Genomic DNA, 18,792 nt, shown 5'->3' with positions numbered 1-18,792 from the left:
CTGCCGGTGATGATTCCAAACCGGATTATCCGATATTGACGATCAGTTTCCCGTCGTTTTGTTCGGCGGGAAATTTTTTTATATCCAATTTAGCCGAACCGGATAAGCGGTGTCCCTCCAAATCGAACGTCGATCTCCCTACCGAGCAACACTGAACCAGATCGTGGCCGAAGACCGGATCCATACGACGCTTGCCGTGGGTACAGGCATTTTCAAAGACATGAAAAACCTGGTGTTGATCCCGAATTATAAGCAAACGGACAGGCAGGTTATTTCCTTCCAATCGTACTGCTCCGTTGGGAAGGTTGCCGAGTGCCTCAAGGTCGATTGTTACACGATGGCCTTCGACCGTGAAACAATTGTCGTTTTCCGGTAGTGCCGTAATGCACTTGCCGAACAAGCGTTGAAAGAAACTGCGCTTATTGACGGGAAGTTCCTCAGACATGGGTCACCTCCTTTTTGGGACTGTTGAAAAAGTCATACATTCGGATATTCAGTAAAACACTACTGTAATATGGGCGACACAAGGTCGCCCGCTACGCGAGGTTAGGGTCTTTTAACGCGTAGCGGCGGGGCTTGTCTCCGCCGCAAAAGAGGTTTTTCAACATTCCCCTTTATAATTGCGGACGGCCGTAATTGCTCACACACTCCTGAAGAATCCCGGCGTAACGTTCCGTCAGGGGGCCCGAGGCATAATGCGACCGTGCAAATTCAAGTCCGGCTCGAGCCAGGCGATCGCGATAATCGGCGTCGGTCAAAAGGCTCTTGATTGCCTGAGCCAGATAGTCCACGGCGTCCAACTCAACCAATAGCCCTCGTTTCTGATGCTCGATAATGTCGACAATCCCGCCCGAGCGTGTCCCTACCACCGCTGCGCCGCAGAGCATCGCCTCGGACAGCGCCAATCCGAATCCTTCATGGTAGGAGTTGAGTACCACAATCGAAGCCCGGCTGTAGACTTCCCTTAGCTTTTCCTGCGGGATCGGTTCGAATATCCGGACTTGATGGCTCAGTCCCTGGGCCAAAATCTCCCGCTCGATTTCCTTGCGTAACGGTCCCGACCCGTAGATCTCCAGTCGGGCGTTGGGTACACCGGTAGTCACCCGGGCAAACGCCTTGATCAGGTTGCGTACCCGTTTCTGTTTGGTGAATCGCGTTACGGCTGCTACCAGCAACCTGTCGCGTGTTATTTTTTCGTCGGGATAAAATACTCTCTCGTCATGCGGCAGCGGGAGTACCTCGATCAGCGGATCGAGGGTCGGATCGATCAATAGCGCCTGGCTGCGCAACCAACTTGAGACCACCGTCCAGCGACCGAGGCGCAGGCACATCGGCCGCAGATACCTGTATGGGAGTTTTCCGTATTTGCTTATTATCCGCAGATCGGAGCCGTGTGATGACAGGATCATCGGTCCCTTGAACTTCCGCCGTAATCGTTTCATGACAATCCCGGTCGGGACTAGCCAGTGGCCGGCGAGACAATCGAACGACTCTTTTTCAATTAATGTCCGAGCTTTATTCTGAAATGCTTTCAGGAAGCGGCGCAACAACATCAGTCCCTTGACCGATCCGAGGGCCACCTCGTGCATATTGCCGCGATAGGCGAGTGTTTCGCCCTCATCGTCGGCATAACGAAAACGGTGAATCAGCACTCCGTCATGTTCGTCTTCTTCGGGAATACCGGCGTCGTGAGGCGCCACGACATGCACTATATGACCCAGCTCGGTGAGTCTTCGGGTCAGCAGCGAAAGAAACACACCGCTGAAATCACCTTGGTAGCGGGGGTAATTGTGAGTTAAAAGAAGAACTTTCAATCTGCCTGCCATACCTCTCAATCTGCCCTACAACAGTTTACCCGTAAACATAAAAAACGTTCCCCAATGATCGTCCTAAGATGCCTGATTGCAATAACTTCAGTAATTTTTAGGAAGATTTAAATATGTCCTGGGTAATATCGTTAAAACTTGATCCCGGACCGTCTCGGCGAGACCATGAAGCAGTTAAAAGGTCAGATCCGACTCCGGATTCGGGATGGTCGGTGTATAAGGCACGAAGGAGAAAACAATGAGATTTGTAGCAATTGTCATCCTGATTCTCACGGCAGCCATGGTTTCGGCAGAAGATTTAGCCGTGACGGTCTATAATTCCAACGTCGGTGTGGTCAGTGAAATCCGCCCGATGGAGTTCCAGTCCGGCACTCACCAGATACAATTCCGTGATGTTCCGGCTCAGATCGATCCTGCCTCGGTTCGGTTCGAACTGGTCGACCATCCCGGTCAGGTGGCTATTCTGGAACAAAACTATGCTTATGATCTGGTCAGTCCCGAGAAACTTTATAATCGGTATCTTGACCAGCAAATTGAACTGATTGATAAAGACGGCCGTCTCTATGCCGGACGATTGCTGGCTTACAGCAGTGGTCTGGTAACGTTGCAGGATGACTCCGGTCGCATTAAGCTTATCCGACTGGATAATATCGCTGAGATCAACTTCCCGAGTCTTCCGGAGGGATTGATAACCCGTCCGACCTTGTTCTGGTTATACAACTCGCAAACTTCCGGAAAACTCAAGGCTCAGGTCGGGTATCAGACCAGCGGCATGGACTGGAGCGCCGAGTACGTCGGCGTACTCAGCTCGGATGAAGGTAAATTGGGTATGTCGGGTTGGGCTTCGATAACCAATCAATCCGGCAAGACCTATAATGACGCTAAGCTGAAGCTCGTTGCCGGTGACATCAACCGGGTGTACGACAATAGCCCCCGACGCATGGCCAAAGGGATTGTTATGGAAGCGATGGCATCCCCCAGCTTTGAGGAGAAGGCTTTCTTCGAATATCACTTATATACATTGCCGCGTACGGCGACAATCGCCGATCGGGAGATAAAACAGGTCTCTTTGTTTGATCCGGCCGAGACTAAGGTAGAGAAATTGTTCACCTATCGTCCGGATCAGGACCCCAGCAAGGTTGATGTCTCCCTTAAGTTCATTAATTCAGAACAAAGCGGTCTTGGCATGCCCCTTCCGGCCGGTCGAGTGCGCGTGTTCAAGGCCGATGACGACGGTTCCCTGATCATGCTCGGCGAGGAGTCCATTTCTCATACTCCGCGAGATGAAGAAGTCAATCTTTCCATCGGGAATGCGTTCGATGTCGTGGGTGAGCAACGTGTCATGGCCGAAGATAGAATCTCGCGACAAGTTACCGACCGCACCTTCGAAATAGAAATAAGAAACAGGAAAAATACCGATATCACCGTGCGTATCGAAAAACTGATGTATGGTGACTGGGAAGTACTGAGCTGTAACGCCCAATATGAACGTAAAGATGCCTCCCGGCTCCATATTAACCTGCCGATTGCCGCAGGGCAGGGGACCACGGTTACCCTGAAAGTGCGCTATACCAACCTGTAAGGCTGGTAATCGGCAGTTGACAAACTAGGGACCTTCTGTTAGATTCTCGGACGTTGTTTGTGAGAATCCGCAGTGAAGATTGGAGGTTGTTGTGAGAAAGACAGTTGTATTATTTCTGGTGATAGTGGCGAGTCTCGGTTTCGTCCTTTCCACTCATGCGAAAGACCGAAAACTCCCCCCGGGCGCCTACATCAAGTCAGCCAAGATTGACATTATTTCCGGCGATTTGGATAGGTATCCTTCGGCTGAGGCTATGCTCGACTCACTTATAATGTATTACGGCCCTAATGCCGAGGCACTTTTCCTGCTGTCGCAGATGCAGGTCGACTACATGGAAAATCAGGCCAACCCGAATGCTAAGCTCCCTTATGTTAAAAAGATGGTAGCTTTGGTCGATTCTCTCCATGCCTGTTGCGACAACGAGGAGATTGATAAAAAAAACCGCAAGGATTGTGACGTGCATACCTCAGCGGCTGACTCAATCAAGGTCAAATACTGGCGTGAGTTCTACAATGCCGGTATCGCTCAGGTCAATGAGATGGTCGACATGAACCAGGAAAAAGCTCAAACGACCGACTCCACTCAAATTGCATTCTATGACGAAAAGATTCAGGCGAAATTCGATACCTGCGTAGCCAATATGGAAATCGCTATGGCCATTGATCCGGCCCAGAATCGTTCATATATCGGCCTTGGCAGTGCTTATCAGGAAGCCGGGCAGACAGAGAAAGCGGTTGAATGGAAAACTAAGGGATTGGAAGCCGCTACCTCCTCGACCGATTCCTCGGCGCTTGAATTCTCAATCGGCTATGACTACATCAAGATTGGTCAGTATTGTGAAGCGGTTCCATTCCTCGAGCCATATATTAATTCCGAACTTGCTAAGTTGAACAATGATCCGAGCGCAGCCATTGACACGGTAACGATGTTCAATCTGACTATTTGCTACAATAACTGCGGCCAATACGAGGATGCTCTTAATACTTATCATAAGATGTTGACCCTTGATCCCGCCAATCTGGATGCTCTCAACGGTATCGGTCGGTATTACAACCAGATGGGACAAAATGCCGGTAACGCAATGTCCGAAGCCGGAGATGACGCCGCCAAAGTAACAGAGTACAAAGCGGAACGTGATCGTTTGCTTGACTCGGCCAAGGTTTATTTCGGCAAGGTGTTTGACGTTGATCCCTCTGAATTGGTAGCAACGGAAATGTTTGCTGTTCTCAGCGCTATTGATTTGGATTTTGAAAGCGCAGCCAAAGCCTTTGATGAACTCACCAAGCTGCAACCGACTAATCCCGATCATTGGGTAGCTCTGGGCGACTGCTATCTCAATCTTGATCAGTTCGACAACTCCATAACGGCTTACGAAAAAGCAGTCGAATTACAACCGACCAAGAGAGATCTGTGGGAGCAACTGGAAGGCCTCTACAAGCAGGTGAATAATAAAGAGAAGGCCGCCGAAGTAGCCAAGAAGCTGAAGGAACTCCAGTAAATCGAGCGTACTACCGCTGATTCTCTGATCGGCAACAACCTCAAATTATCCATGAACGGCGGCAGGCCCTATAATCCTGCCGCCGTTTTTAGTCAGGCAGAAACGATATGAGTAACCCGTCCGCATTGGCCGAAGTCGCGGTTTCAGGACCGATGCGACGGACTTTTACCTATCTCCGTCCTGAGCATTTACCTGATTTGCAACCGGGACAGCGTCTGGTTGTCCCGTTCGGTCGTTCCAATAAGATCGGTTTCTATGTTGGTCCAGGGAGCAAACCAGAAGGCGTCAGCCTTAAAGAAATTCATTCTGTTCTGGATGCTGAAACTCTCTTCAGTCAAACGTTGTTCGACTTCTGCCTTTGGCTTTCGGATTACTACTTTGCTAATCCTGCCGACACTCTGACCCTGGCTTTACCGCCAACCATGAAAGGTCGCCGGACACTCCGCTATTGTTGGGAAAAACCACCGAACTGGGCCGATCAAACTCGCCTCGGTCAGGTAAAGGCCGGTCGATTACTGTCTTCGGTGCGTGAAAGAGAACTTCGCAGGGACCGCAAGCTCTGGCAAAGGCTTATCGAAGAGAAAGTGATTACCGAGGTATGGCCGGAAGTTAATGATTCCGGACCTAATCGTTTAGTTGGTTATCGCACAGGTGCTGCCGATATCTGGACTCGCCATTTCCAAACCCGCCGATTCCAACCGGAGTTGTTCGAGGGGATCAAGTCCGCATCGGATCTAAGCGAACAGGGGTGGACCAACTACCAGATTCGTGAAGCCGCCAAAACAGGCGCATTGCAACCGGTTTTTCGCGAAGCCCGTGTCTCCGTACAGGAATTCGTACCGCCGCGTGACGATGTTATTTCATTCCGTTTGAATGAAGAACAGCAATGCGCAACGGACCAGATGATTGCCTCTCTCGATGCCGGATTCTCCGTTACACTCCTTCATGGTATTACAGGCTCCGGCAAAACCCTCGTCTATTGCCATATCTGCCGCGAACTCCTGAACAGAGGTAAAAGCGCCTTGTTAATGGTCCCGGAAATCGCTCTTTCCGGACAGGTGCTGGCTTTCTGCCGGGGATTTTTCGGCGATCAGGTTACGATAATCCACTCCGCTATGTCGGATTCCGAACGGGCAGAGAGTTTTCGCGGTATCCGCACCGGCCGTTATCGTTTGGTGATCGGTCCCCGATCAGCACTCTTCGCGCCGTTATGTGATCCGGGGCTGATTATTGTCGATGAAGAACACGACTCCTCTTACAAACAGAGCGACCCGGCTCCTCGTTTCCACGGTCGTGATGCTGCTGTTATGAGGGGTAAAATCAGCAACATACCGGTGTTGCTGGGTACCGCTTCACCGTCGGTGGAAACCTATTATAATGTGCAGAGAAAACGCTATCGACTTCTTGAATTGAAAACTCGTCCGGTTGGCGCCAGGCTGCCGTCGGTCCGAGTTATCGACATGAGGCGCGACCGTCTTGCCGGTGATCTGTATGCCTTTTCTTATGGCTTGAAAAAAGCGGTCCAGGACCGGTTGGACAATAATCGTCAGGTGATTCTCTTTTTGAACCGACGGGGATTTTCACCACAGGTAAAATGCGCCCAGTGTGGTCATGTCCCCGGGTGTCCCAATTGTCGGGTTAATCTCACGTACCATAAAGCGGGCGCTCGTCTGACCTGCCATTACTGTGGTTATACGGAATCGGACTACCGGGTTTGTTCTGCCTGCGGTAGCTCTGAATTATTACATCTGGGCGCCGGAACGCAAAAAATCGAAGATATCATACCTCGCTTGTTCGAGAATGCGGTCCCCATACGTTTGGATTCCGATTCAGCCGGTGGTCGCAGTCGCGCTTTTAAAATTCTGTCCGATTTCGGCGCTCGCAAACAGAACATCCTTCTCGGAACTCAAATGGTTACAAAGGGACTTGATTTCCCCGACGTAACACTGGTTGGCGTACTTTCTGCCGATGCCAGCCTCTATCTGCCGGATTTCCGGGCATCGGAAAAAACCTTTGACCGTTTGCTCCAGGTGGCGGGGCGAGCCGGTCGCACCGATCAAGCCGGGGAAGTGATCTTGCAGACTTTTCAACCGGAAAGCCCGTTGATTGACGATGCCGCGCGTCAGGACTACCATTCGTTCTATGAGCGTGAGATCGAATCGCGCGAAGCGCTAAATTATCCCCCTTTCTCGCACCTGGTCAACTTCGTTTTCAGCTCCGCACGCGAGGATCTCGTAATCCGGGCCTCGAAATCGTTTCGCTCTTCGCTCGATAGAATTGTTGAACAATGCGGGATTTCGACTCAGATACTAGGCCCGGCTCCCTGTACTTTCGGATATCTTCGCGGACGTTTTCGCCGACACCTGTTCGTCAAAACCGGTCAAATAGTCAAGCTGATCAAGGCACTGACTGCTTGGGAACGAAGTCAGACTCGTTTTAATCTTCCGGCGGCCGTAAGAATCGGTGTCGATGTCGATCCGGAGGATATGCTGTGAGTCTTTCAATGTTCATCGCCTTTACGTTTATATGGGAAATGTTATGACTGCTGAGAAACGCCGCAAGGTCTCGTTTCAGACGGTAGGGTGTCGACTCAACCAATACGAAACGGAGAAAATGGCCGCCGATCTATCCCGATTCGGTTTCGAACGAGTTTTGCGAAACGAACCGGCGGATCTGTACATTATAAACACTTGCACCGTCACCCACAAAGCCGACAAAGACAGCCGCTATCTGGCCCGTAAGGCGAAACGGGATAACCCCAGGGCCAAAGTAGTTCTGGTTGGTTGTTATGTCGAAACCGACCCGGAAAAGGTTCTGGCTTTGCCTGAGGTTGATGTCGTCATCCGCAACAGTGAGAAAGAATTCCTCTGTGACCTCTTGCCGCCCCGTTTACCGGATCTTTTTTCTGGCCTCAGTTCGACCGAGCCGACCGGCCTGGCGGAGTTTTATCAGCGTAACCGAGCCTGGATAAAAATTTCCGATGGCTGCAATCAAACCTGTGCTTATTGTCTGGTCACAATCGTACGCGGCAATCTGAAATGTCGACCGGCTGATGATATCGTTGCCGAAGTTAAATCACTGGTCGGTGCGGGGTATCGTGAAATTGTTCTGACGGCAGTCAACATGGGTTATTACCAGGATCCGGAGCACCAGCCCCCGATTCGTAATCTCGCCGGATTATGTCGGCTATTGTTAAGCGAAACTGAGATTTACCGCCTCCGGCTTTCTTCGATAGAACCGCAAACGATTGACGACGACCTGATCGAGCTGTACCGCACCGCAGGTCATCGCATTTGTCGTCATTGGCATATTCCTCTTCAGGCCGGATCGGATCGGATCCTCAAACTGATGCGACGGCCCTACAACCGCGAGCAATTTGCCGCCAAACTGAGCCGACTCTATCAGGCTCGCCCCGGAACGGTGATTGGCGCCGATGTGATTGTCGGTTTTCCGGGGGAGACCGAAGCGGAATTCGAGCAGGCCATTGAACTGGTGGAACGCGCAGGATTGAATTACCTGCATGTTTTTTCCTATTCCGATCGCCCCGGCACCGCAGCGGCTGCAATGCCGGATAAAACGGCGCCGGAGGAGATCAGGCATCGAGCTAAGCTATTGACAGCTTTATCACGGGAACGCCTGCGTCTTGCTCATTTGGATCAAGTCGGTGATACACTTGAGGTTATCTCAGAATTCAAACACCGTATTGACGGTCGTCATCTGGGCATTTCCGACAATTATTTGAGAGTAACGCTGCCTTCGGACCTGGATTCAGGAAAAAAGATCGTAAAAGTTCGCATCGAATCAGCTACTCCCGAGCATCTTCTAGGTTCTGTCATAGATTGCTAGTCGTCTGCCGCTCGCATCACATCACATCGCATCACTAATTCGAGATTAGTGGAACATCTGACCGGTTATTTCCGGAAGTTTTTTCCAGAAGACTCCTTTTACCTATCCGCATCACTTCCGCCTTCCAAGTATTAAGTTGGTGTACAACAGCGCGTTAGCGCTGCGCGGTTGATGTTGGCACGCTGCATGCTTAGGATCAAGCCGGAGAATTAGGTTAGGAGTATATCTGTGACTGAAGAAAACAACAACGCTGAAGCCCAACAGGCGACACCAGAACCAGCTCCCGCCAAGTCCGGCGGCATGATGAAGTATATCATTATAGGCCTGGTGGCGGTAGTCGTTGTGGCCGGTGTTTCAGTAGTTGCTCTTAAGATGATGTCAGGCGGTGATACTGTGTCGCAAACCGAAGAAGCGACTGAACCGGCTGAGCATTCAGAAACCACTAATCATCCTGACAGCACCAAAGCCGCCCAGGCTGAAGTTGCTCATACTCCCACAGCGGAAGAGATCGCAGAAGAATTGACCGAGGGCATGACGGCACAGACCGACGACCCGAGTCTTCTGGGCGACATTATGGAAAACCTGGCTTTTCTCGATTATCAACCCGAGGCTGAGGATATCCCCGGGATGGAAATGGGAATGTCTCAGGAAGACTCCATTGAAAATATGAACTGGCTCGACCGTGAGAAAGCCCGGTTGGCCGATCGTGAAAAAGGACTCGACCAGCGCGAACAGGAAGTCAACAACCGTTACCGTGAGTTGCAGAAGCTCGAAAACGAAGTCAATCGCAAGTTGCTTGTGCTCGAACAGGCCGAGACTGCTCGCATCAGCTCACTGGCCAAACTTTATGACGGTATGGATCCGCGGTCGGTAGCCCAGTTGGCTGAGAACCTTGATGATGAAACGATGGTGGCGCTGATCCCGCGCATGAAAACCAAGAATGCTTCGTCGCTGCTTGCCTTGATGCCTCCGCAAAGGGCGGCGCGACTGTCGCAGAAGATGATCACGATTTCTGAGAAATAGTATATATAATGAATCCCGGACTGAACATACTCGACCAGCTCTTCCTGCCAACCGGTGAGGGTAAGCCCGAAACCGGGCAAAGCGCTCAGTCGACCGGTAATGTCGAAGGCAATCCGTTCGCGGTGCTTTTCGACGAGTTGTTCGGTCAGTCGAATACTGATATTACCAACGTCCTGCCGGGGAATGCGGAGAATTTCTCCATGGCGCTTGATGAGGCCAGTCAATCCTCTGATACTGATTCGGCCAAATCACTGCTGGCGGCGCTTTCCGGTCAAGTTACACTGCCTGTTCAAGCCCCGACCGCCAGCCTGGAGAACGGCATATCCCTCAATCCGGGGGATCAAACAGTCAGTTCTTCGTCGATACCGTCGCTTGATGCCGTAACCGTTGGCATCGATGGAACAATTGCTCAGGATCAGGCGGCTGACGGTTCCATGTTCATGCCGACCGATGAATCTCTGTCATTACCGGAAAACCTGCCGCTGACCAATGATTCGCTCCGTCGATTGCTGCAGGAAGTTCCGACCGAGATCAAGACCGGTGCGTACACGGTTGAAGACAGTCAAGTGATCGACAAGAAGCTCAGCTTGAGTGTTCACCCTTCCGAACAACCGTCTCAAACTGTAAAAATCACTCTTCCGGCGCAGATTCTCAACGATCTGAATCAGACTACTTCGGTTCAGCGAGTGAGTTTGGATGGTATGTCTCAAACTGAGCAACGGATGGAGCAGCTTCTTAGTGATCTCAATTTTAAGCAACTTGAAATCAGTCAGGGCATCGATACCGAGGCCTCCGAAGCTACCACGATCGACACCCAGAAACCGGTTACAGTCACGCTGATTGCCGAAGAAAACGGCAGCGCGTTTGAAATAAAAAGCCGCCTGATGCCGAGCAATATCACGGCTGTTGAAAATCGGCAGGCCGCTAAAAATGATTTGTCCGTAGATAAAGTTGCCGCCGACACGGCCGGCTATCAGCCGCAAAACAACACGGACCAGGAAAATTGCTTGGTGTTACGCCCGGCCCAGCCGCAGTCGGCATCGGTGTCGCCGGAGCGTAACACTTCCGAATTCACCACCGGCTCCGTTCAAACGAACAATACCGCAGTCGTCGATCCGGGGCAGATGGAATTTACGGATAAGACTAGCGACATCTCAAGCGACACCGATTCGAAAACGACTACCCGACAGGTTCTGTTCGATATTCCGGACCGGCTTAATCAGACACTTAAGCCGAACGGCCAGTCGGTTATGATTCGCATCCAGCCGGATCATCTTGGCCCGGCTCGCTTGAAGTTGAGTCTTCAGAACGACACGATTAAGGCGACCTTAACCGTTGAGACTCACGAAGCCAAGGCCTTGATCGAAGGCTCACTCGATAAGCTGAGCCAACAACTTGACAAAGCCGATATCAAGTTCGATCAAATCGATGTCAACGTCAGCAGCGATGATCGGGGGGACCAGTTATTCAATCGTCAGTCCGACTGGTCACGTCGCCCGCGCTTTATAAACGAAAAATTGGATTCGCTATCGTTCTCGACCACGGAATCTTCAGTAGCGATGCCGATCTACGAAACGGCACAACTGGGTTCTTCGGGCGTGAACCTTTTAGCATAGGAGAAAACCATGACTGAAATTCCTTACGTAACCTATACCACGACGAGCACGACAGATACGACTACAGCTTCGTCGGATTTAGGCAAGGATGAATTCCTGCAACTGCTGGTTACCAAGCTGGAGAACCAGGATCCACTCGATCCGACAGACGACACGGATTTCATTGCCCAGCTCGCTCAGTTCTCATCACTCGAGCAGATGAGTAACATCGCCGACGCCATCACCGAATCGAACGAATGGGATTATCTGCAAATGCAGTCAATCAATAACACCATGTCTTCGACTCTGATCGGCCGTGATGTCAAGGCTACTTTTACGGGTGTTTATGTCGAGGATGGTGAAGCCTCCGACATCAACTACACCACCGATATTTATGCCACTGAGATAACGTTCACGATCACCGACGAGGACGGCAACACTGTGACCACGCTCACGGCTGAAGATGTCGTGCCGGGTGTCAACTCGATCGAATGGGACGGACGTGATTCCATCGGTAATCGTGTCGACGACGGTTATTACTACATCGAGGCTACCGCGACAGCCGCTTCCGGTGAAACGTTCGAGCCTTCGATGGAACTGACCGGTACCGTCGAGAAGATCACCTATCGCGACGGCGGTGCTTACCTGACCGTGAACGGTGTCGAAGTCGCTCTTGGTGATATCAGTGAAATTGCTGAATCGGGCGGATTCGACGAGGAATAAATAGTTATGTCGGCGATTTCCGGAACAAGGATCATTCAGCAGCAGCGTCCGGTCGATCTCATCGAGATCGCTCAGCGTACCCAGTCTCAGAACCAGACCGAACAAACCGAGAAGACCTCCTTCAAGGATATGTTCTCGCGGGAACTGGCTCAGTCGCGGGGTATCGAATTCTCCAAGCACGCCCATGACCGTATGTACTCGCGTGGCCTGGAGTTGTCCGACGACCAGCTTGATAAGCTGGCCGGAGCGCTGGATCGAGCCGGTGACAAGGGTTCCAAGGAAACCCTGGTTTTATCCGAGGATGCGGCTTTCGTAGTTTCTGTTCCGAATCGCACTGTTATAACCGTGTTCGACAAGAATAACCTCCGTGACGGAGTTGTCACATCGATCGACTCGGCGGTGATTATCTGACATGGTTTCGAGAATAAGATGAAGAGAATAAACAATAGGATTACAACCAGAGCTGGACTCCATTTTGATGGAGAGGCGCTGGGCATAATTATGGAGGTATCCCTACCATGATGGCATCACTTTTTGCTGGTGTGTCCGGGCTTACCAACCACCAGGTCAAGATGAACGTGATTGGTAACAACATCGCCAACATCAACACGATTGGCTACAAAGGAAGCCGGGTAAATTTCCAGGAGGCGTTGGTACAGACGTATCGCGGCGCCGGTCGACCGACTTCCGTATCGGGTGGTACCAATCCGGTCCAGTTGGGCCTTGGCATGCAGGTCGCTTCGATTGACAGCGTCTTCGAACAGGGCGGTCTTGAAACGACCGGTCAGATCACCGATCTGGCGATCCAGGGTAGCGGCTTCTTCATTCTGGGCGACAATAACGACAACCGTTATTATACTCGCGCCGGTGCGTTCGGTTTTGATGCCGATTCCAACCTGGTCGATCCGTCGTCCGGTCTTTACGTACTTGGAAAGATGGCTGATTCCTCCGGCCGTATTCCGTCGCTGGCGACGATTGATCGCATCACGCTGCCGTTCGGACAGCAGGATCCGGCTCGTGCGACGGAGATGATTACGCTGGCCAACAACCTTGATGCCACCGCTACCGATTCTGATGCTTCCCTGATTTCGGCGGGATCATCCAACGTGATTGCCGTTACCGGTACTGCTGAAGACGGTGTCGGAGGTACTCACACGATATCGATCACCGGCGCTCAGGCGCTACAAGCAAGTTATTCCGGTGCTCGACAGGGATTGGCTTCTACATCCACTTTGGGTGATCTCGGTGTGACTGATTTTACCGGTTTCAACATTACGATCGACAACAGCCGCACTGAATCCATTACCGGTCTTACAGCCGATTCGACCGTATCGGATCTTATTTCGGCAATCGACGAGATCGCCGGAGTGAGTTGTGAGCTTGACAGCAACAATGCAATTCAGATTACACGCGATCGCGCCGGGGATCCGATCGAATACGGTTTCGAATCATCGGCTTCCGCAGCGGGCAATATCGTGGATCAGCTTTTCCTGCCGGCCGGATCACCGGTTGGTACCACTTTCACTTCCACGGGTGGCGCTGCCTCTACTTTCGTTGCGATCGATTCTTTCCAGCCTGATCAGGGTACCGGCGTTGCCGCCGGTCCGGTGGAAACCGATCTCTCGCTGGTGTACGATGAAACGACCGGTATGGTAATCGGACTTGATGATATCGGCGGAGACGGTATCTCACTCCGAACCGGTACGGATGGAATCGAGGCTACTTCGGCCGGGCAGGAGTTGGTTATTGACACTCTGCCGACCACCCACACCGCGTCCCTGTCTATCTATGATTCACAGGGTACCAAACATACTATTTCGATTGAATTCTTCAAGTCGGTTGTCAGCAACCGCTGGGAATGGACTGCTTCGATGACGGGAACCGAAAGTGTTACCGCCGGGGGAAGCGGCTATGTAAGCTTCAACTCCGATGGTTCGCTTGAGTCGTTCGCCTACAACGGCGGCGCCAGCGGCATCACGATCGACCCGCAGAACGGCGCGTCCAATATGACCATTCAGATCGATGCCGGTACTGTCGGTAATTTCGACGGACTCACCGGCTTCGGCAGCGGTTCGCACACTGCCGCCATCGTTGGTCAGGACGGCTATGGACTCGGTATTCTCGAAGAAATCAGCATTGATCAGGCCGGTAATATCTCCGGTATCTTCTCCAATGGTATCACCCGTGTTCTGGCTCAAATCATGGTGGCTGATTTCACTAACGAAGCCGGCTTGCGCAAGACCGGTAATACGCAATACCAGCCGACCGGTAACTCCGGTGAGGCGCTCGAAGGTGTCGCCGGTGAAACGGTCAGCGCAACCTTGTTCTCCGGTGCGCTGGAATCTTCCTCGGTGGATATTGCCGAGGAGTTCACCAGTATGATCACGGCTCAGCGCGGTTTCCAGGCAAACGCCAGGATTATCACCACTTCCGACGAAATGCTCGATGAGCTGGTGAACATCAAGAGGTAATAGGCAATGATTAAAGTTACCCGTATCAACAACTCGCCGCTGGTGGTCAACGCTGAACTGATCGAGTTCGTCGAGACCACCCCCGAGACAATTATCTGTCTGACCACCGGGAAGAAGATCATGGTCAAGGAGTCGATCGACGATATCATCGAGCGGGTGGCTGAATTTAAGAGAAAGTCCGGTGTCCGTCCTGAAGAGGTGGACACCGAACAGATTATCGAAGGGAGCTGATTATGGCAGCGGACGACGAAAAGACTACGGTCCAGACGGGCGACGCTGAAGCCGCTCCGCCGCCGGCCAAAGGCGGCAACAAGATGATCCTTTTCGGAGGAATAGGTGTCGGAGCTATCGTTATCGGTGTGCTCCTGGCTTTGTTCGTGATAAAGCCGATGATGTCCGGTTCTTCGGAGGAAACTCCCGCAGATGAGGAAGAAACCGAAGTGGTTGAATCCTCCCACGACTCCCACGAAAGTGAAGGTCACGGTGGTCATGGCGAAGAGGGGAAAAGCAAGGGATCATCGATCATATATGCAATGAAAGATATCGTGGTTAATCCGGCCGGTACCGGAGGCTCACGCTTTCTCTCGGCCTCGGTCAGTTTCGAACTGGGTTCACCTTCATTGGAAGCCAAGTTTCAGGACCGCGAACCGATAGTACGTGATGCCTTGATTACGATTCTTTCGTCGAAATCGGTTACGCAGTTGACTGATCCCAAGCAGAAGGAAATCGTGCGGTATCAGATTAAAAAACGCGTAGCTGCTCTTATGGAAACTGATAAAATCAACGGTGTCTATTTTACCGACTTCGTGCTGCAATAGGAAGGAACCGACGTGGCGAAGATTCTCTCTCAGGATGAGATTGATGCTCTATTGACGACCGTGACGGCCGGAGACGACGGGCCGGATGAAGACAGCTTTGACCATGACAAATTACGATCGGTCATTGCCTACGACTTCAAACACCCCAACCGTGTCTCCAAGGATCAGATCCGGACTCTTGAAAACATGCATGACAACTTCGCGGGTCACTATGGCTCGACGTTGTCGGCTGTGCTCAGGACGATCGTCGATGTGGATCTGGTCTCGGTCGATCAGATCACATACTCCGAGTTCATCATGTCTCTGGTGACACCTTCGTGCACGTATACCTTTGCCGCGCCGCCGATGGAAGGCGGTTGCCTGGTCGATTTCAATCCGACACTGACCTTCTCGCTGATCGATCGCATGTTCGGCGGCAACGGAAAGATTCTCGAAACCGAACGTGAGTTGACCGGTATCGAAAGAACGGTAGTAGGACGTCTGGTCGGCAAGCTCTACGCCGATCTGGAACGAGTCTGGGAAAACATCCTGAAGATCCAGATCGAGCAGAAGAGCTTCGAGACCAATCCGCAGTTCATTCAGATCGTTCCCCCCGGTGAAACGGTGGTGGTGGTATCGTTCCAGATCAAACTGTTCCAGTCGACCGGTTTGCTGACGATTTGCTATCCTTATGTTTCACTCGAACCGATTATCACCAAACTCTCGGCGCAGAACTGGATTGACGCCACCAAGCGCCGGGTGCATGAAGTTGACCGTGAGACCAACTACCGCAACGTCTCTCGGGTGGATGTCGATATCTGGGCGGAACTGGCCAAGACCAATCTGAAGGTAAAGGATTTTCTGCGGTTACAGGCCGGTGATATCGTTTCGGCCGACACCCGCATTTCTACCCCCGTCAACGTGTTTGTCAACAAACGCAAAAAATTCCTGGCGCGCCCGGGTTTGTCCGGAAAAAAGAAGGCTATTCAGATCACCGAACGATGCGATCTGGAACAGCAGGAGATATAGGAAATGACCGAAGAAAACAAACTGGAAACCCCGGAAGAAGTTCAGGCTGACGCTGTCGCTCAGGATGAGTCGGCGGCCGCGGCCGCTTCCGAAAACGATACGCCGAATCTCACGGCCGATGACGATTCCATCGATCCTGAGGCTGAAGCGCTGCTTAACGATCTGCCGCGAGGCGGTCGTGGACCGGTGATAAACAAGGGTGATGTCTCGGAGGAGGATGCCGAGGCGGCCATGCTGGCAATGCTTGATGAGTTGCCGCAGGATGACGCCGGTGCACGCCCCGAAGATATTGACTTCGGCGCCGCCACCGCAGCCAAGGCTGAATTTCAGCAGTTGACGGAGTCCTCCCACAAAGATGATAAACAGAACATCGATCTGCTTCTTGATGTCAATTTACCGGTTTCGATCGAGTTGGGTCGTACCAGGATGACCATTGAGGATATTCTGGCGCTGGGACCGGGTTCGGTGGTCGAGCTTAACAAACTCGCCGGTGAACCGGTTGATCTGCTGGTAAACTACAAGGTGGTGGCTCGCGGTGAAGTGGTCGTCATCGACGAAAACTTCGGCGTTCGTATCACTCAGTTGCTCAGTCCCGAAGAACGTCTCCGGGCGCTCGGAGAGCAGTAAGATGAAACCGAAGACCTCATGGAAAACCATGCTGGTAATTCTCGGTGTGGCTTTCGCCGGTCTGGCGCTGTTAAGTGTCGGCGACGGTAAAGCCGCCGGTAATGCGGCCGTGACGGCGATTGAGCAGACTGCCCCGACCGCTGAAGCGCCGGCATCAGCCGTTGCGGAGGAGAGTGACACGGCTCTGGCCGAGGAGTTCTCCGGGTCCGTTACTCCGGCTTTGTTGCGTATGGGGATCGCCCTGGTTGCGGTAGTCGCCTGCATCTATCTGGGTCTGCTGTTGCTGAAAAAGACGATGGGCAAGAAATTCAGCAGCAATCGTTCCGGCAAGAGCCTGGAAGTGATTGAAACCACCTATCTCGCACCTAAAAAACAAATATCCCTCGTTCGTGTTGCCGGGAAAGCGGTTCTCATTGGAATGACTGAATCGCAAATCTCGATGCTGATCGAACTGGATGAAGACCAAACCGCCGAGCTGCTGGCGGCCGATAAGGAAGAACCTCTGCCCGCGCAGGGATTCGACCAGTTGATCGGAAAAGCGGCAAAGCATCTGGCCAGGATGGGCCTGAAACGAAAAGAACCGGCGTTGGAATCGTAACTGTTTCCAGGTCGGAATAATAGGATCACCGCAGGGCGGTGTTCGCAATATGGATGTTGCGAATCCTGCGGAGAAGATATAGGACATGAAAAAACTGATCACCACATCTATGCTCGTACTGCTGGCTCTTATGCTGGTTCCGAGCAGCGCTTCTCCTCAAACACTCCCGAGTGTCTCGGTCGAGGTCGGTAAGGCCGAAGACTCCGACAGCCTTTCCACTACTCTCCAGATAGTTATCCTCATGACCGTGCTGGCCCTCGCGCCGTCGATCCTGATAATGATCACATCGTTTATCAGAATTGTGGTAGTGCTGGCATTTCTGCGTCAGGCTATGGGGATTCAACAAATGCCGCCGAACCAGTTGCTGGTGTCGCTGGCTCTGATTCTGACCTTCTTCATCATGTCGCCGATTATCGGTGATGCCTACAACAACGGTATCAAACCGTTCATGGAGGATCAGATCAGCAAGGAAGAGGCGTTCGATCGGGCGGTCGATCCATTTAAAAAGTTTATGCTGGCCCAGACGCGCGAAAAAGATCTTGCCCTGTTCGTCAATGTTGCCAAGCTCGAACGTCCCGAGACCGCCGCTGATGTTCCGCTTGAAGTGCTCGTGCCCGGATTCGTGATCTCGGAGCTGCGGACTGCGTTCCAGATTGCTTTCGTTCTGTTCATCCCGTTTCTGGTGATCGACATGGTTGTGGCTTCAGTACTCATGTCCATGGGTATGATGATGCTGCCGCCTGTAATCGTATCTTTACCGTTTAAAATCCTGTTGTTCGTCCTGGTTGACGGCTGGTATCTGCTGGTCAAGTCGCTGGTCGAATCGTTCCACATGTGAAGAAGGAGAGAGGTCAAACATGACACCGCAAATGGTTGTAAGTATCGGGCGTGAAGCCCTCATGTTGACGGTTATGATTGCCGGACCGATGCTCCTTTTCGGACTTGTGGTCGGCGTTCTGATAGCCTTGTTCCAGGCCATTACCCAGATTCAGGAAATGACCCTGACATTTGTCCCCAAAATCCTGGCCGTGGCTACGGCTCTGTTGATTTTCCTTCCCTGGATGATCAACATGGCGACCGATTTCACCCGCCATATCTTCGAGTTGATTCCAACCCTTGTCGGATAGCCCCAATTTTAGTTAACGACCGGCCGTACCGGCCGGTTGCTGTCTCTTTT

Annotated in this window: 18 protein-coding genes; 16 read left to right on the top strand and 2 right to left on the bottom strand. The window is 52.1% G+C overall.

Going from position 1 to position 18,792, the window contains the following annotated elements:
• Nucleotides 1–25 precede the first annotated feature (25 nt).
• The gene (locus tag PLF13_00850; GenBank protein HOP05815.1) at nucleotides 26–445 is read right to left on the bottom strand and encodes a Rieske (2Fe-2S) protein; all 420 of its coding nucleotides are present in this window, start codon (nucleotides 443–445) and stop codon (nucleotides 26–28) included.
• A gap of 169 nt (nucleotides 446–614) precedes the next feature.
• A complete protein-coding gene (locus PLF13_00845) occupies nucleotides 615–1,826 on the bottom strand; it encodes a glycosyltransferase family 4 protein (GenBank protein ID HOP05814.1) in 1,212 nt (403 codons plus the stop codon).
• Between the two features lie 238 nt (nucleotides 1,827–2,064).
• On the opposite strand from PLF13_00845, the gene PLF13_00840 reads away from it, so the two are divergent.
• The 16 genes from PLF13_00840 to fliQ all read left to right on the top strand — a co-directional run bounded on the left by PLF13_00840 (nucleotide 2,065) and on the right by fliQ (nucleotide 18,742).
• The gene (locus PLF13_00840) at nucleotides 2,065–3,408 is read left to right on the top strand and encodes a DUF4139 domain-containing protein (GenBank protein ID HOP05813.1); all 1,344 of its coding nucleotides are present in this window, start codon (nucleotides 2,065–2,067) and stop codon (nucleotides 3,406–3,408) included.
• A gap of 91 nt (nucleotides 3,409–3,499) precedes the next feature.
• Complete coding sequence (locus tag PLF13_00835; GenBank protein HOP05812.1) at nucleotides 3,500–4,906, top strand: tetratricopeptide repeat protein; 1,407 nt, start codon at nucleotides 3,500–3,502, stop codon at nucleotides 4,904–4,906.
• 107 nt (nucleotides 4,907–5,013) lie between these two features.
• Nucleotides 5,014–7,401, top strand: a complete 2,388-nt coding sequence (gene priA / locus PLF13_00830; GenBank protein HOP05811.1) for a primosomal protein N' — start codon at nucleotides 5,014–5,016, stop codon at nucleotides 7,399–7,401.
• A 43-nt stretch (nucleotides 7,402–7,444) separates the two neighbouring features.
• Nucleotides 7,445–8,752 carry a tRNA (N(6)-L-threonylcarbamoyladenosine(37)-C(2))-methylthiotransferase MtaB gene (gene mtaB / locus PLF13_00825; protein ID HOP05810.1) on the top strand — a complete coding sequence of 436 codons (1,308 nt, stop codon included), beginning with the start codon at nucleotides 7,445–7,447 and terminating at the stop codon, nucleotides 8,750–8,752.
• Nucleotides 8,753–8,980: 228 nt separating this feature from the next.
• Nucleotides 8,981–9,775 (top strand): hypothetical protein, encoded by a 795-nt coding sequence (locus PLF13_00820; protein HOP05809.1) that lies wholly within the window; start codon nucleotides 8,981–8,983, stop codon nucleotides 9,773–9,775.
• An 8-nt stretch (nucleotides 9,776–9,783) separates the two neighbouring features.
• Entirely contained in the window at nucleotides 9,784–11,391 is a 1,608-nt protein-coding gene (locus PLF13_00815) for a flagellar hook-length control protein FliK (protein ID HOP05808.1), read from the top strand.
• A gap of 9 nt (nucleotides 11,392–11,400) precedes the next feature.
• Complete coding sequence (locus PLF13_00810) at nucleotides 11,401–12,093, top strand: flagellar hook capping FlgD N-terminal domain-containing protein (GenBank protein HOP05807.1); 693 nt, start codon at nucleotides 11,401–11,403, stop codon at nucleotides 12,091–12,093.
• A 6-nt stretch (nucleotides 12,094–12,099) separates the two neighbouring features.
• Nucleotides 12,100–12,504: a TIGR02530 family flagellar biosynthesis protein gene (locus tag PLF13_00805; GenBank protein HOP05806.1), complete on the top strand. Its 405-nt coding sequence runs from the start codon at nucleotides 12,100–12,102 to the stop codon at nucleotides 12,502–12,504.
• Between the two features lie 107 nt (nucleotides 12,505–12,611).
• On the top strand, nucleotides 12,612–14,564 hold the full coding sequence (locus PLF13_00800) for a flagellar hook-basal body complex protein (GenBank protein HOP05805.1): 1,953 nt from the start codon (nucleotides 12,612–12,614) through the stop codon (nucleotides 14,562–14,564).
• 6 nt (nucleotides 14,565–14,570) lie between these two features.
• Nucleotides 14,571–14,795, top strand: a complete 225-nt coding sequence (locus PLF13_00795) for a flagellar FlbD family protein (protein ID HOP05804.1) — start codon at nucleotides 14,571–14,573, stop codon at nucleotides 14,793–14,795.
• A 2-nt stretch (nucleotides 14,796–14,797) separates the two neighbouring features.
• Nucleotides 14,798–15,382: a flagellar basal body-associated FliL family protein gene (locus tag PLF13_00790; protein ID HOP05803.1), complete on the top strand. Its 585-nt coding sequence runs from the start codon at nucleotides 14,798–14,800 to the stop codon at nucleotides 15,380–15,382.
• Between the two features lie 12 nt (nucleotides 15,383–15,394).
• Complete coding sequence (gene fliM, locus PLF13_00785; GenBank protein ID HOP05802.1) at nucleotides 15,395–16,390, top strand: flagellar motor switch protein FliM; 996 nt, start codon at nucleotides 15,395–15,397, stop codon at nucleotides 16,388–16,390.
• Between the two features lie 3 nt (nucleotides 16,391–16,393).
• Nucleotides 16,394–17,017: a flagellar motor switch protein FliN gene (gene fliN, locus PLF13_00780; protein ID HOP05801.1), complete on the top strand. Its 624-nt coding sequence runs from the start codon at nucleotides 16,394–16,396 to the stop codon at nucleotides 17,015–17,017.
• Between the two features lies 1 nt (nucleotide 17,018).
• Nucleotides 17,019–17,615 carry a flagellar biosynthetic protein FliO gene (locus tag PLF13_00775; GenBank protein ID HOP05800.1) on the top strand — a complete coding sequence of 199 codons (597 nt, stop codon included), beginning with the start codon at nucleotides 17,019–17,021 and terminating at the stop codon, nucleotides 17,613–17,615.
• Nucleotides 17,616–17,700: 85 nt separating this feature from the next.
• The gene (gene fliP / locus PLF13_00770) at nucleotides 17,701–18,453 is read left to right on the top strand and encodes a flagellar type III secretion system pore protein FliP (protein HOP05799.1); all 753 of its coding nucleotides are present in this window, start codon (nucleotides 17,701–17,703) and stop codon (nucleotides 18,451–18,453) included.
• 19 nt (nucleotides 18,454–18,472) lie between these two features.
• Nucleotides 18,473–18,742: a flagellar biosynthesis protein FliQ gene (gene fliQ / locus PLF13_00765; GenBank protein HOP05798.1), complete on the top strand. Its 270-nt coding sequence runs from the start codon at nucleotides 18,473–18,475 to the stop codon at nucleotides 18,740–18,742.
• Nucleotides 18,743–18,792: the final 50 nt, after the last annotated feature.

This window comes from Candidatus Zixiibacteriota bacterium (assembly GCA_035380245.1).
GTDB lineage: Bacteria > Zixibacteria > MSB-5A5 > GN15 > FEB-12 > DAOSXA01.
This window is presented reverse-complemented; position numbering and strand designations above follow the sequence as displayed.

Coding starts and splice junctions, on each gene's coding strand:
- PLF13_00850 (HOP05815.1), bottom strand. CDS start 445: ATGTCTGAGGAACTTCCCGTCAATAAGCGCAGTTTCTTTCAACGCTTG.
- PLF13_00845 (HOP05814.1), bottom strand. CDS start 1,826: ATGGCAGGCAGATTGAAAGTTCTTCTTTTAACTCACAATTACCCCCGC.
- PLF13_00840 (HOP05813.1), top strand. CDS start 2,065: ATGAGATTTGTAGCAATTGTCATCCTGATTCTCACGGCAGCCATGGTT.
- priA (HOP05811.1), top strand. CDS start 5,014: ATGAGTAACCCGTCCGCATTGGCCGAAGTCGCGGTTTCAGGACCGATG.
- mtaB (HOP05810.1), top strand. CDS start 7,445: ATGACTGCTGAGAAACGCCGCAAGGTCTCGTTTCAGACGGTAGGGTGT.
- PLF13_00815 (HOP05808.1), top strand. CDS start 9,784: ATGAATCCCGGACTGAACATACTCGACCAGCTCTTCCTGCCAACCGGT.
- PLF13_00810 (HOP05807.1), top strand. CDS start 11,401: ATGACTGAAATTCCTTACGTAACCTATACCACGACGAGCACGACAGAT.
- PLF13_00805 (HOP05806.1), top strand. CDS start 12,100: ATGTCGGCGATTTCCGGAACAAGGATCATTCAGCAGCAGCGTCCGGTC.
- PLF13_00800 (HOP05805.1), top strand. CDS start 12,612: ATGATGGCATCACTTTTTGCTGGTGTGTCCGGGCTTACCAACCACCAG.
- PLF13_00795 (HOP05804.1), top strand. CDS start 14,571: ATGATTAAAGTTACCCGTATCAACAACTCGCCGCTGGTGGTCAACGCT.
- PLF13_00790 (HOP05803.1), top strand. CDS start 14,798: ATGGCAGCGGACGACGAAAAGACTACGGTCCAGACGGGCGACGCTGAA.
- fliN (HOP05801.1), top strand. CDS start 16,394: ATGACCGAAGAAAACAAACTGGAAACCCCGGAAGAAGTTCAGGCTGAC.
- PLF13_00775 (HOP05800.1), top strand. CDS start 17,019: ATGAAACCGAAGACCTCATGGAAAACCATGCTGGTAATTCTCGGTGTG.
- fliP (HOP05799.1), top strand. CDS start 17,701: ATGAAAAAACTGATCACCACATCTATGCTCGTACTGCTGGCTCTTATG.
- fliQ (HOP05798.1), top strand. CDS start 18,473: ATGACACCGCAAATGGTTGTAAGTATCGGGCGTGAAGCCCTCATGTTG.